The organism is Patescibacteria group bacterium, from assembly GCA_020148045.1.
In the GTDB taxonomy this organism is placed as follows: Bacteria; Patescibacteriota; Minisyncoccia; order Minisyncoccales; family GWA2-38-27; genus JAHCRG01.
In genome coordinates, this window is record JAHCRG010000003.1 from 49133 (window position 1) to 63420 (window position 14288).

At 35.0% G+C, this 14288-nt stretch carries 12 protein-coding genes; all 12 read left to right on the top strand.

Annotated elements, in window-relative coordinates:
- The 12 genes from ileS to KJA13_00320 all read left to right on the top strand — a co-directional run bounded on the left by ileS (nucleotide 1) and on the right by KJA13_00320 (nucleotide 14088).
- The gene (gene ileS / locus KJA13_00265) at nucleotides 1-2820 is read left to right on the top strand and encodes an isoleucine--tRNA ligase (GenBank protein MBZ9577460.1); all 2820 of its coding nucleotides are present in this window, start codon (nucleotides 1-3) and stop codon (nucleotides 2818-2820) included.
- Nucleotides 2821-2836: 16 nt separating this feature from the next.
- Nucleotides 2837-3850 (top strand): calcium/sodium antiporter, encoded by a 1014-nt coding sequence (locus KJA13_00270; GenBank protein MBZ9577461.1) that lies wholly within the window; start codon nucleotides 2837-2839, stop codon nucleotides 3848-3850.
- A gap of 99 nt (nucleotides 3851-3949) precedes the next feature.
- The gene (locus tag KJA13_00275; protein ID MBZ9577462.1) at nucleotides 3950-4246 is read left to right on the top strand and encodes a hypothetical protein; all 297 of its coding nucleotides are present in this window, start codon (nucleotides 3950-3952) and stop codon (nucleotides 4244-4246) included.
- 22 nt (nucleotides 4247-4268) lie between these two features.
- Nucleotides 4269-4994 (top strand): DNA repair protein RecO, encoded by a 726-nt coding sequence (gene recO, locus KJA13_00280; GenBank protein ID MBZ9577463.1) that lies wholly within the window; start codon nucleotides 4269-4271, stop codon nucleotides 4992-4994.
- A 31-nt stretch (nucleotides 4995-5025) separates the two neighbouring features.
- On the top strand, nucleotides 5026-5841 hold the full coding sequence (locus KJA13_00285; GenBank protein ID MBZ9577464.1) for a prepilin-type N-terminal cleavage/methylation domain-containing protein: 816 nt from the start codon (nucleotides 5026-5028) through the stop codon (nucleotides 5839-5841).
- A gap of 50 nt (nucleotides 5842-5891) precedes the next feature.
- Nucleotides 5892-7574 carry a hypothetical protein gene (locus tag KJA13_00290; GenBank protein ID MBZ9577465.1) on the top strand — a complete coding sequence of 561 codons (1683 nt, stop codon included), beginning with the start codon at nucleotides 5892-5894 and terminating at the stop codon, nucleotides 7572-7574.
- A gap of 277 nt (nucleotides 7575-7851) precedes the next feature.
- Nucleotides 7852-9180 carry a glycine--tRNA ligase gene (locus KJA13_00295; GenBank protein ID MBZ9577466.1) on the top strand — a complete coding sequence of 443 codons (1329 nt, stop codon included), beginning with the start codon at nucleotides 7852-7854 and terminating at the stop codon, nucleotides 9178-9180.
- The gene (locus tag KJA13_00300; GenBank protein MBZ9577467.1) at nucleotides 9177-9839 is read left to right on the top strand and encodes a glycosyltransferase; all 663 of its coding nucleotides are present in this window, start codon (nucleotides 9177-9179) and stop codon (nucleotides 9837-9839) included. Before KJA13_00295 ends, KJA13_00300 begins: the two co-directional genes overlap by 4 nt.
- 12 nt (nucleotides 9840-9851) lie before the next feature.
- A complete protein-coding gene (locus KJA13_00305; protein MBZ9577468.1) occupies nucleotides 9852-11117 on the top strand; it encodes an insulinase family protein in 1266 nt (421 codons plus the stop codon).
- Nucleotide 11118: 1 nt separating this feature from the next.
- A complete protein-coding gene (locus tag KJA13_00310) occupies nucleotides 11119-12150 on the top strand; it encodes an AI-2E family transporter (protein MBZ9577469.1) in 1032 nt (343 codons plus the stop codon).
- Nucleotides 12151-12222: 72 nt separating this feature from the next.
- Entirely contained in the window at nucleotides 12223-13668 is a 1446-nt protein-coding gene (gene metG, locus KJA13_00315) for a methionine--tRNA ligase (GenBank protein ID MBZ9577470.1), read from the top strand.
- Nucleotides 13669-13746: 78 nt separating this feature from the next.
- Entirely contained in the window at nucleotides 13747-14088 is a 342-nt protein-coding gene (locus KJA13_00320) for a hypothetical protein (GenBank protein MBZ9577471.1), read from the top strand.
- Nucleotides 14089-14288: the final 200 nt, after the last annotated feature.

Sequence of the window (14288 nt, forward strand, 5' to 3'; positions counted from 1 at the left end):
ATGAATTTTGATTTTCCGAAAATTGAAGAGAAAATTCTAAAGTTTTGGCAGGAGAAGAAGATCTTTGAAAAACTTAGAAAGAAAAATCAGGGCAAAGAACGCTGGTCATTTTTAGATGGACCAATAACAGCTAACAATCCAATGGGCGTGCATCATGCTTGGGGAAGGACTTACAAAGATTTATTCCAGAGATATAAAGCAATGCAGGGTTTTGACCAGAGGTTTCAAAATGGCTTTGATTGCCAGGGGCTTTGGGTTGAGGTTGAGGTTGAAAAAGAAATGGGCTTTAAAACAAAAAAGGACATTGAGAAATTTGGTATTGAGAAATTTGTTGAGGCCTGCAAGAAAAGAGTTTTGAAATATTCTAAGATTCAGACAGAGCAGTCAATTCGCTTGGGCCAGTGGATGGATTGGAAGAATTCCTATTACACAATGTCTGATGAAAATAATTATGCTATTTGGAGTTTTCTTAAAACTTGCTGGAAAAAAGGATTATTGTACAAAGGCAGGGATGTTGTTCCTTGGTGTCCTCGTTGTGGCACAGCTATTTCCCAGCATGAGATTTTAACTGAAGAGTATAAAGAACTTACTCATAAATCAATTTTTGTAAAATTGCCAGTTGAGGGACGGAAGAATACCTTTTTCCTTGTTTGGACAACCACGCCCTGGACTTTACCAGCTAATATTGCCTTAGCTGTTCAGCCAAGATTAACTTATGCTGAAGTCCGGGATAAGAAAGGAGGTATTTTTATTGTTCTTAAAGAAAAAGCTGATTTAATTCCAGATGGAAGGATAATTAAAGAGTTTCCTGGAAAAGAATTGGATAATTTAAAGTATCAAGGCATGTTTGACGAGTTGGAGGCAGTTAAGAAGAGCATGAAAAAAGAAAAGCACAGAGTTATTTTATGGAAGGATGTTTCTGAAGAAGAAGGGACTGGGATTGTTCATATTGCTCCTGGTTGTGGACAAGAGGATTTCCAATTAAGTAAAGAACTTAAATTTCCAGTTGTTGATCCAACAGATGAGGAAAGTAGATACAAAGATGGTTTTGGATTTTTAGCTGGGAAATTAGTGAGCGAGGTGAACGAGCAGATTTTTGAGAATTTAACCAAAAAAGGTTTAGTTTTCAAAATTGAAGATTATATTCACCGTTATCCAACTTGCTGGCGTTGTAAAGAAGAATTGATTTTCCGCTTAGTTGATGAGTGGTATATTTCAATGGATAGATTGAGAAAATCCTTGATGAAAGTAGCAAAGAAAATAAAATGGATTCCTTCTTTTGGTTTAGATAGAGAATTGGATTGGTTAAAAAATATGCAGGATTGGTTAATTTCCAAGAAACGTTATTGGGGCTTGGCTTTACCAATTTATGAATGTAAATGTGGTAATTTTGAAGTGATTGGTTCAAAAGAGGAATTGAAAGAAAAGGCAGTTTCTGGTTGGGATAAATTTGAAGGTCGTTCTCCTCATCGTCCTTGGGTAGACGAAGTGAAAACTAAATGTTCAAAATGCAAGAAATTAGTTTCTCGGATTCCTGATGTAGGAAATCCCTGGCTTGATGCTGGCATAGTTCCTTTTTCTACAATGGAAAAAGAATGGTTTCCAGCTGAATTTATTTGCGAATCTTTCCCTGGCCAATTTAAAAATTGGTTTTATGCTTTGATTGTGATGAGCACTTTTTTAGAAAATACTGAGCCGGTAAAGACAATTTTTGGTTTTGCTTCAGTTAAGGACGAAAAAGGAGAAGAGATGCATAAGTCAAAAGGAAATGTTATTTGGTTTGATGAGGCAGTTGATAAAATTGGAGCTGATCCAATGCGTTGGATGTACAGCAGGCAGAATCCTGTTTATAACTTGAAGTTTGGCTATGGACCAGCAGAAGAGATAAAGAGGAAGTTATTAACTTTATATAATGTCTATGCTTTTTTTGAAACGTATGTCTCAAAAAAAGAACTACCAACTACCAACTACCAACTACAATCTAATAATATTTTAGGTAGATGGATTATTTCCAGATTAAATAATTTGATTGGAAGGGTTACTAGAAGTTTGGATAGATATAATACCTCTGCTGCCACGGTGGCAATTGAGAAATTTTTTATTGATGATTTATCCCTTTGGTATGTTAGAAGGTCTAGAAAAAGATTTCACCAGGGAGCTAAAGGAAGAAAAGAAGCAATTGAAACCCTTTATTATGTGCTTCTAGATTTAACCAAACTCATAGCTCCTATTATGCCCTTTTTTGCTGAAGAGATGTATTCTAATTTGCGTTTAGAAAATATGCCAGAGTCAATTCATTTGTTTGATTGGCCAAAAGTATATAAAGAGAAAATTGACAAGGATTTAGAAGAAAAAATGAAACAAGTTCGGGAGAGTGTTACCCAAGCTTTAGCTCAAAGAGCAGAATTAGGAATTAAAGTGCGCCAGCCGTTAGCTGGGTTGAAGATTAAGAATAAGTTAGATGAAGAATTATTAGAATTGATTAAGGATGAAGTTAATGTTAAGAAAATTACTTTTGGCAAGGAAGTTAAATTAGATACTAAGATTAGCAAAGAGCTGAGAGAGGAAGGGATAGTTAGGGAAGTTATTCGGCATATTCAAGAAATGAGAAAGAAAGCTGGATTAAAGACAAAAGATAGAATTTTAGTTCAATGCCATGGTTCAGATAAATTGAATAAGATTTTGGTTGCGAAGAAGGATTTTATTATCAAAGAGACAGTGGCTGAAGATTTTAAAATAGAGAAGGAAGAAAAATTTGAGATTAAAAAAGAAATAAAAGCCGATAAAGAAAAATTATGGCTTGGAATTAAGAAAGTTTAAGGTAAAATAAATTAATATGCTTATTCTTTGGATTGTTATTTTTATCGCAAGTTTAGCTGTATTGGTAAAATCAGCTGATTGGGTTGTTGAAAGCTCAGAAAAAATTGGTCTGGCTTTAAAACTTTCACCTTTTATTGTTGGAGTAACTATTGTTGCTATTGGTACATCTTTTCCGGAACTGGCAACAACTTTAATTGCTACTTTTAAAGGAAATACTGAATTTGTTGTTGATACTGCTTTTGGTTCTAATATCGCCACTATTCTTTTGATTGTTGGTTTGGCAACAGTAGTAGGTCGTAAACTCATAGTCAAAAGAAGCTTGATTGATTTAGACGCTCCTTTATTTGCAGTAAGTACAGTTTTAATTCTTTTTATGGCTTTGGATAGAAAAATAGTTTTCTGGGAAGGGGTTTTACTTATACTGGGTTTTATAGTTTATTTTTTGTATACGATTTTTCAACGAGGAAATGGAGAAGAAGAAACCCCAGAAGCGGTTGAGGTTTTGCCTTTGCGGCCAGAAAGAAGAGAAGCAAGAATTCAAAGGGAAATTAAAGAGGAAAAGAAAAAAATAGTAGAGGCAAAATTAAGCTTTAAAATTTTCCTTTTTCTGACTTTAGGAATAGCTGGCTTGGTTATTGGGTCTAACTATATAGTGGAATCGGTTTCAAGCTTATCAGAGCTTTTGAAAATCAACGCTTCTTTTATCACTATCACCGCGGTAGCTGTGGGTACTTCTTTGCCAGAGCTGGTTGTTTCAGTTGGGGCTGCTCTCAAGAAAAAATATGAGCTTGCTTTGGGAAATGTTTTTGGTTCAAATGTTTTTACCATATTTTTAGTTATAGGTCTGCCGGCTCTTATTAAGCCGTTAGCAATTAACGAGACTACCTTCTCGGTTGGTCTTCCTTATTTAGTTGTTGCTACTTTACTTTTTGTAGTTTCGGGAATTTCCAGAAGAATTCATATCTGGGAGGGACTAATGTATATTTTAATTTTTGTCTTATTTATAGCCCAGTTTTTTGGTCTATTTTAAGATTATATATTTATACATTAGCGAAACAAGGTTCTGACGGAGTCAGGTTCTTATTTTAGAAAGGTCGTAAAAATTAGCGATTAAGTTTTTAATACCACTATGGGACTTTTTGATAAAAAACAATCAATTTCAAGGAGCAGATTTAGGTCTGCTCTTAGAAAAACCACATTGCCAAAACCAAGAACCGGTGGCAGGAGATACGCCCGAGGAGAACGGATAGGTTTTGAAAAGGAATTATTTCACCGCAAATACGGACGGCAGATTTCTAAAAAAGAGTATGGAACTGTTCTTGAGAAAATGAGGAGAAGTAAAATTAGAGCAAAAGGTACGGCTGAAAAATTGGAGATTCAGAGAAAGGTTGATTTTTTAAAAAGATTAGGAGGGGTAAAGAAGTGACCAATCTTATATTATATTAGAAATGGCGGTCCACTATAGAACTCAAGGTTTTGTATTAAAAAAAACTGATTTGCGGGAAGCAGACCAAGTTTTTTCTATTTATACTCAAGATTTTGGCAAGTTGGAGATTTTAGGAAAAGCAATCAGAAAGATAAAATCAAAGCTAAGGTTAGGAGCTGAACTTTTTTATTTATCAGAAACTGAATTTATTCAAGGAAAAACCTATAAAACCTTAACTGATGCAATAGTAATTGATAAGTTTAAAAATATAAGGAGTGATTTGGAAAGATTAAAGATTGCCTATCAAATTGCTGAAACCGCAGATAATTTAATCAGTGGTCAAGAAAAAGACGAAAAGATTTGGAATTTATTAAATGAAGTATTTGATAAGTTGGAGAACTATGAATTAAGAATTAAGAATTATGGATTGATTTATTTGTATTTTATTTGGAACTTGCTTTCAATTTTGGGGTATCAGATTGACCTTTATAATTGCGCTGTTTGTCAGAAAAAATTAGTTCCTCAAAAACTTTACTTTAACCCGGAAGAAGGAGGGACAATTGATTTGGAATGTTTTAAAAAGATAGAAAAAGGAGAGGAGGTTTCTCCAGAGTTAGTGAAGATATTACGGCTTTTACTAAAAAAGGATTGGAACATTTTATCAAGATTAAAAATTCAAGATTTACATAAAAAAGAATTAGAAAATATTTCTGAAAATTATATTTCTTTTTACAAACAAGGAGCTTAGTTTCTTAAGGGAATAATGATATAATAAAAATATGAAGCAGAGATCATTCACTCTAATTGAAGTTTTAGTAGTTGTTGCTATAATAGGTTTTTTAGCCAGTATTACTTTAGTATCTATAAAAGAAGCAAGAGAAAGGGCCAGAGTTGCTGTAGGTCTTAATTTTGCTGCCCAAGTCCATCACGCTCTCGGTGCTTATGCAGTAGGTATTTGGGATTTTAATGAAGGCAGCGACGGAACCGCAAAAGACACCAGCGGCAATGGAAATGATGGAACAATTGTTGGTGCCAGCTGGACCGGAGATACCCCAAGCGGAAAAGGTTATGCTTTGGAGTTTAATGGAAGCACTGATTATGTTAATTGCGGGAATGACCCTTCTATTGATATTACACACCCAATTACAATCAGTGCTTGGGTTTATCCAAAAGGATTCGGTGCTTATAACACAATCGTTGGAAAAAGAGATAATAGCGCTGCCACTAACTATGCATTGAGAATAAATAATAACACTGTTTTGTCTTACTATTTTGGAAATGGTAGTTGGAGAGTATATACAGCAAGCTATACTTTTTCCCAAGATACTTGGTATCATGTTGGAGTAACAGTAAACTCCAGTGGCAATATTATATTCTATGTGAATGGGAAGGATATCGGCTCGTCTTCAACTTCATACACGCCTGTTCCAGCAAGCAACCCTCTGGGGGTTGGTAGTTACCGTGGTGATGCAGCAGCCGAGGCATTCAACGGCACAATCGACGAAGTCGGAATTTACGAAGAAGCCCTATCTTCAGCCCAGATTAAAAAACTCTATGTAGAGGGGCTGGAAAGGCATAAATTAGCTGAGAAATAAAAAAACAGAGAACGGGTCCCTGTTAAAGGTCTCTGTTAAACCCTTGGGTTATGAAGAAATTTATTTTTATTATTATTATTTTATGTATAGCGCTGGGGGCAGCTGGGTTTTGGTATTGGCAGAGAAATCCTTACTCAAAAGAAATTTTGAAATTAGAAATTTTAGGTCCTGGAGAGGCAGCAATTTTTCAGGAAGTTGAATACACAGTGAAGTATAAAAATAATGGCAATGTTAGATTGGAAGAGCCCCGTCTTATTTTTGAGTTCCCAGAATATACTTTACTGGAGGAGGGTCTTTCAAGAAGGCAAGAAATAGGACCCGAAGAATTGGGAGATATCTATCCTGGTGAAGAAAAAACCCTCCAGTTTAAAGGCCGGCTTTTTGGAAAAGAGGGCGATATAAAAACAGCTAAGGCCTGGTTGAGTTACCGTCCTAAAAATCTTCAAGCTCGTTATGAATCAACCACCACTTTTACCACTGAGATTAAATTTGTGCCTTTGACTTTTGATTTTGACCTTTCTTCAAAAATAGAGGCAGGCAGAGATTTCAAATTTTCTTTGAATTACTATTCCAGTTTAGACTACCCGCTCTCTAATTTAGGGATAAAGATTGAATATCCTTCAGGCTTTGAATTTTTAGAAAGCGATCCTCAAGGATTGGCAAAAACCGAATGGGAACTTTCTCTTTTAAATCAAGCCGAAGGAGGAAGGGTTGAGATTACAGGAAGGTTGTCAGGGGAAGTTAAAGAACAGAAAATTTTTAAAGCTACTCTTGGAATTTGGCAAGAAGACGAGTTTGTTTTATTGAAAGAAATAACAAGGGGCGTAGAAATTACCAGACCCCGCCTTTTCGTTTTTCAGCGAATAAATGGCCAAAGCCAATATATTGCTAATCACGGAGGTTTACTTCATTACGAAATTTTCTTCAGAAATATTGGAGAAGAGCCTTTTACAGATTTATTTTTGGTAGCAACCCTTGGGGGCAGAGGTTTTGATCTCGAAACAGTAAAAGCTGATTCGAGTCAATTTAAAAAAGGTGATAACTCCATAATTTGGGATTGGAGAGATGTTCCTAAGCTCCGATTTTTAGGACAGGGAGAAGAAGGAAAGGTTGAATTCTGGATAAACCTAAAAGATGAGTGGGAAATTAGCAGCCCCCAAGAGAAAAATGCTATTTTAAAAAATACGGTTTTAATTTCTCAAATAAAGGAAGAATTTGAAACAAAAATAAATTCAAAATTAGCCATTTCCCAAAGAGGTTATTATCAAGAAGAGGTCTTTGGCAATTCAGGACCCATCCCTCCAGAAGTTGGCGAAGCCACTACTTATACGATAATCTGGCAGGCAAAGAATTATTTTAATGATGTTAAAAATGTAAAAGTGAAAGCAGTTTTGCCTTCAAATGTTAGATTAACTGGTAAAATTTTCCCCGAACAAGAATCCTCAAAATTTGCCTTTGATATTCAGAGTCGAGAGATTATCTGGATGGTCAGAGATAATCAGGTGATGGAGACGGGGACAGGAGTTTTAAATCCAGCCCCGAATATTGCCTTTCAGGTTGCTTTAACTCCAACTTCCGGCCAAAAAGGTAAAGTTTCGCCAATTATTAAAGAGGCGATGATTACAGGTGAAGACCAATGGACAGAATCGTTTATTGAAGGAACTGATTCCGGAATAGATACTACTCTGCCAGATGATTCAACTGTTTCTTCTGGCCAGGGAATTGTCCAGTAAAGTTAATATTGACAAAAACATTATAAAAAGCTATCTTTTATAATATAGTATGGTTCTTTTCGCAAAAAAGGGTGATTGTGGCGCCGGTAAGCTACGCTTATTCATAAAGGTGTTGAGATTACAACTACGGTAATTCGCAAAAAAACCTTAACGCCCTTTCACTCTTTTTATAAACCATGCCCTGCATTTTCGCTTTCTGGCTCCCCCCACCGGAAGGTTGTAGAATGCAGGGTTTTTTTCTCTTGCCCTGTAATCTCTAACGGGGTAAAATATAATAATGGCTGACTTAATGCAGAAAATTGTATCTTTTAGCAAAAGAAGAGGTTTTATTTTTCCTTCGTCTGAGATTTATGGGGGGTTTGGCTCTTGTTATGATTTTGGGCCTTTGGGAGTGGAGATGAAAAATAATATTAAGAGGGCTTGGTGGGATGAAATGCTCAAGAAGCACGACGATATTGTTGGCTTGGATGCGGCAATTTTAATGAGTCCAAAAGTTTGGAAAGCATCTGGTCACTTAACTGCTGGCTTTGCTGATGAATTAGTAGAGTGTAAGAGTTGTCACCATCGTTTTAGAAAAGATTTTTTAAAGGGGAACAAATGCCCAGATTGCGGAGGTATCTTAACAAAGCCAAAAAAGTTTAATTTAATGATGAAAACCTTTGTGGGACCTGTTGAAGATAAGGCAGCGGCAACTTATTTGAGAGCTGAGACCTGTCAAGGGATTTACGTTAATTTTAAAAATGTTTTGCAAACAATGCGCTTGAAAATCCCTTTTGGAATAGCCCAGATTGGTAAAGCATTTAGAAACGAGATTACTCCAAAAGATTTTATTTACAGAACTCGGGAATTTGAGCAAATGGAAATGCAGTGGTTTTGTCATCCTAAAGAAACTTCAAGACTTTTTGATTATTGGAAAAAAGAGCGACTAAACTGGTATTTAAATTTAGGAATTAAAAAAGAGAATTTGAGAATAAAAGAGGTTTCTGAAAAAGAACTTCCTCATTACGCAAAGAGGGCTTTGGATATTGAATATAAATTTCCTTTTGGTTGGCAGGAAATTGAAGGAATTCATAATCGAGTGGATTGGGATTTATCTAATCACTCAAAACACAGCGGAGAGGATTTGAAATATTATGATGAGGAAACCAAGAAAAAATATTTCCCTCATATTATTGAAACCTCGGTTGGGGTAGATAGGTCTCTTTTTGCTTTTTTGTGTGATGCTTATCAGGAGGTAAGCGGCGGCAGGACAAAAACTACTAAAGCTGCAAAAGAGGTTGAGGTTTTGCTTCGCCTCCATAAATCTTTAGCTCCAATCAAAGTAGCAATTTTGCCATTGGTGAAAAATAAACCAAAATTGGTAAAGAAAGCAAAAGAAGTTTATCAGATATTAAAGCCCTATTTTATGTGTCAGTATGATGAGATTGGTTCAATTGGCAGAAGATACAGAAGGCAAGATGAAATAGGGACTATTTTTGCCCTGACCGTGGATTTTGAAAGCTTAGAGCAGGATGATGTAACTGTTAGAAACCGCGACACAATGAAGCAAAAAAGAGTAAAAATTAAAGATTTAGCAGAAGTTTTAAAAGAAAAACTAGGAAAATGAAAGTTGCGGCTATTGTTCCGGCTTTAAATGAAGAGGCAAATATAGGGAATGTTTTGAAAGTGCTTTTAAAATCAAAAGATCTTGATGAAGTTATTTTAGTGGATGATGGGTCTGAAGATAGGACAGCTGAAATAGGTGAAGAGATGGGGGTTAAAGTGATAAAATTGCCTAAAAAAGGAGGCAGTGGTAAGGGGAATGCAATGAAAAAAGGAGTAGAAAGCACTGATGCTGATATAATAGCTTTTTTTGATGCTGATTTGATTGGTTTGACAACAGAGCACGTTTCTTTAGTAGTCCGGCCTGTTTTAGAAAATAGGGCTGTAATGTGCGTTGGAGCAAGGCAACGTTACGGGGGTCTACCAAAGCTTTTTATTAAAATTGATCCTCTTTTAGCTGTTGGAGGAGAAAGAGCAATGAAGCGTTTTGTATTTGAGAGCATACCTGAAAGATTTATCCAGGGATTTGCTGTTGAAACATCTTTGAATTATTACTGCCGGAAGAAAAAATTAAAAGTGCTTTATCCTGAATTAAAAGATTTAACCGTGGTAATAAAAGAGAAAAAATGGGGTTTGCTAAAAGGGTTTAAAAATAGAATGAAAATGTTTTGGCAACTTTTTAAAATTAGAGTTTTAATATTAACGAATAGAAAAGAGTTTTAACTAGGTGAATAAATGTTTAAAAAAACTACTCTTAAAAATGGTTTAAGGATTATTACTGTTCCTCAAAAAAGCACTCAAGCAGTGACTGTTTTGGTATTGACTGGGACTGGTTCCAAATATGAGAAAAAGGAAATAAATGGTATTTCTCATTTTTTAGAACATATGCTCTTCAAGGGGACAAAAAAACGTCCCAATACCATAGCTATTGCTGAAACTTTAGATAAGGTGGGCGGAATTTACAATGCTTTTACCGGTGAAGAATATACTGGCTATTTTGCAAAGCTTGATGTCAGCCACTTAGACTTAGCCTTAGATTGGGTCTCTGATATTTTTTTAAACTCCAAATTGGATCCCTTAGAAATTAAAAGAGAAAAAGGGGTAATTCTTGAAGAAATTAATATGCTCTTTGATAACCCGATGTCTTATGCCCAAATTTTATGGAGAGAACTTTTATACGGAGACCAGCCTGCTGGCTGGAATATTGCCGGAACTAAAGAAACCGTGCTCGGTATTTCTCGCCAGAAATTGGCAGATTATCTGAGAACTCAATATGTTGCTCCAAATACTATTGTTTGCATAGCAGGGAAAATAAAAGATTCTCAGATAATAGAGAAAGTTAAAAAATATTTTTCCAAGATAAAAAGTGCCGGAGTTCTAAAAAAACCGAAAGTTATTGAAAGACAAACAGGACCGGAATGTCTTTTAAAAGAAAGAAAGACCGACCAAACTCACCTTTGCTTGGGAGTGAGAGTATATAATCTTTTTCATCCTTTGAGATACGCTCAAGAGATTTTGGGAATAATTTTAGGTGGAATGATGAGCTCAAGATTATTTATTAGGGTAAGAGAAAGATTGGGCTTGGCTTATTATATAACCACTGAGGTTTCGGTTGACCCGGATACCGGATTTTTGGTTACTCAGGCAGGTGTTGATAATGAAAATGTTGAGAAAGCTATCATAACTATCTTGAAAGAATACAAAAAAATTTCTCAGAAAAAAATCCCGGCTGCTGAACTGAAAAAAGTAAAAGATTATATCAAAGGGAAAATGACCCTACAGTTGGAAGCTTCTGATGCTCAGGCATCTTTTTACGGAATACAGGAACTTCTGGAAAATAAAATTTTAACCCAAAAAGAAATCTATGCTAAAATTAATAAAGTAAGTACTGATGATATCTTGAAACTTAGCAAAGATATTTTTCAGCCCCAAAAATTAAATTTAGCCCTGATAGGACCGTTTAAAAATAAAAAGAGGTTCGAAAAACTATTAAAGATTTAATATGGATCAGACAGAAAAAATTTTAGACATCTCTTGGAGAACAATTCTGAAAATTTCTATTGCTGCTGTTTGCTTTTACGTCCTTTATTCAGTTAAAGATATTCTGATTTGGTTTATTTTTGCTTTGACAATTTCAGTTTTGTTTAATCCAGCCATTAATTTTTTACAGAAAAGAAAAATCCCCCGTATTCTTGGGGTCGTGCTTGTTTATGTTGGCTTCTTTGGGCTCTTAAGTCTTTTAGTTTATTTAGTAACCCCTTTATTTGCTTCTGAAATTCAAGGGTTTTTGCAATCTTTCCCCCAGTATTTTGAAAAAATTTCTCCTCTCCTAAAAGGGCTTGGCTTTCAGGCATTTGAAAATATTGAGAGTTTTCTAAAAGCTCTGGGAGGTACTTTGGAAGGAATGGCAGATAATATTTTTAGTGTTTTATTTACTATTTTTGGTGGAGTTTTCACAACTTTATTTGTTATTATTACGGCAATTTTTCTTTCTTTGGAAGAAAAAACGATTGAGAAGGCTTTAATTCTTCTTTTCCCCAAAAAATATGAAGTGCAGGTTTTAGATGTTTGGACAAGATGCCAAAAAAAAGTTTCAGGTTGGTTTGGGGCAAGGATATTAGCTTGTTTATTTGTTGGAGTTGTTTCTTATGTTGCTTTTTTACTTTTTAATGTAAAATATCCTTTCACTTTAGCATTGTTCGCCGGTGTCTTTAATTTTATTCCTTATGTGGGGCCTCTTTTAACCGGTATTATCCTCTTTTTGATTATTTTCCCAACGGAGGCGTTTAAAGCTATTTTTGTTCTAGTTGCTTTTGCCCTCATTCAGCAGATTGAAAATAGTATTTTGTCTCCGATATTGATGAAAAAATTTGTTGGGCTTCCTCCTGCCTTAGTTTTAATTTCTTTAGTTGTTGGAGGAAAACTTTGGGGATTATTGGGAGCAATTTTAGCTGTTCCTTTGTCTGGAATATTATTTGAATTCCTCCGCGAATTCCTCCAAAAAAGAAAAGACAAAAAAGCCGAAGTGGTTTAGATAAAAACTTAAAATTATGCTAAAATAAAAGGAGGTTAAACCCTCCTTTTAAGATTATAGAATGTCTTATATATGAAAAAGTTTTATATTCCAACCAGTATTCCTTATACCAATGCCCCGCCTCATATAGGATTTGCCCTGGAGGCGGTTCAGGCAGATGTTTTGGCGCGCTATCACCGCATTTTAGGCGAGGATGTTTTTTTCTTAACTGGAACAGATGAGCACGGCTTAAAAATTAAAAAAGCAGCACAAGAAGCTGGCAAAGATCCAAAAGAATTTACTGATGAGATTTCAGCAGAATTCAAAAAATTAGAAAAAACGTTAAACCTTTCTAACGATGATTTTATTCGGACTACTGATGAAAAAAGGCATTGGCCAACAGTAAAAAAAATTTGGTTAAAATTAAAAGAAAACGGCGATATTTACAAAAAAAAGTATAAAGGTTTTTATTGTTCTGGTTGTGAGGCATTTATTACAGAAAAAGATTTAGTGGATGGTAAATGTCCAAATCATCAGATAGAGCCAGAATTAGTTGAAGAAGAAAACTATTTCTTTCGTCTTTCTAAATATTTGAATCAGATTGAAAAATCAATAAAAAAAGATGAATTGAAAATTATTCCCGAAACCAGAAAGAATGAAGTTTTAGGTTATATTAAAACAGGTTTTGGGGATATTAGTTTTTCCAGAGCAAAAGAAAAATATTGGGGATTCCCAGTCCCAGATGATGATACCCAAATAATCTATGTTTGGGGAGATGCGCTCCCGAATTATATTTCAGCCTTAGGTTTCGCAGAGAATGGTGACAAATTCAAGAAATACTGGCCAGCTGATGTACATTGTATCGGAAAAGATATATTAAAATTCCATGCTTTAATTTGGCCAGGTATGCTTTTATCTTTAGGATTGTCATTGCCAAAGAAGATATTTGTTCATGGGTTTATTACTGTGGGGGGACAGAAGATGTCAAAATCTTTGGGGAACGTGATCGATCCTTTTGAGCTTGTTGAGAAATATGGAATAGATGCTGTTAGATATTATCTCTTGCGGGAAATTCCTCCAACCGAGGACGGCGACTTTACTTATGAAAAATTTGAGCAAAGATATAATTCTGATTTAGCATCTGGAATCGGAAACTTGCTTGCCAGAGTTAGAGTAATGGCAGAAGGGGTAAGTTTTAAAGAAGATAATCTTAAAATCGTAGAGCCCAAAATAAAAGAAACCCGGGGAAATTATAAAAAAGCATTAGAAGAATTTAAATTCAATGAAGCATTGAGAGCAATTTGGGATTTGATTAGTTTTTGTGACAAATATATTGAAAAGGAAAGGCCTTGGGAGAAAAAAGAAAATTCTCCTCAAGTTTTAGGTAATTTATTAGTTATTTTGAATAATATAGCTGAATTACTTCAGCCGTTTTTACCAGAGACCTCAGAGAGAATTACTAAGGGAATAGAGAGAGATGAAAAATCTGGAAAATTTAAAAACAAAAGAGGCAAACTGTTATTTCCAAGACTTGACTAATATTTTTGCTTGTTTAAAATTAAAATTAGCGTGCTTAATAATTAAATAAAGAAAGCTAAAAATGAAAGGAGGTCTTTTATGGATGGGTTCCAGGAATTGAGAGAGAAATTAAGGAAGGTTATCCTTGGCGAAAAAGATAAGATTAGTAAAGTGTTTCCAAAACTTAATTTAAATGATGGAAACCTTTCTTCTTTTACTAAAAAAGTTTTATCAGAAGCTGAGTATTTTCGTTTTAGCTGTCGGCTTAGTGATGAAATAGAATCTCCCGAGGAGCTGCGAGAGAAATATAGTGACGGAAGACATTTCGCTGTTGAAGATAACAAAGTGATAATATCAATTGATGATGAAAAGAAGCTCCACGATTTTTTAAGCGCTAGCAATGAATGGGTTAAAGATGGAAGCGTTGAACTTGTTATTTAACAAAGATATTGAAAGGAGGATTTGAATGGGACAGAGAAATAGACGTCCTAGTCAGAAGAAAACGCATTGTAATATCTGTAACAGAAGAACACTTACTAAGAAAAACGGTAATTGTGAAAGGTGTGGTAAGCCAAAGTAAAGGGGAATATCCCTATGGCTATAAAGCGCTTCTTATCTTAACGGAGCGCTTTTTCACTTGT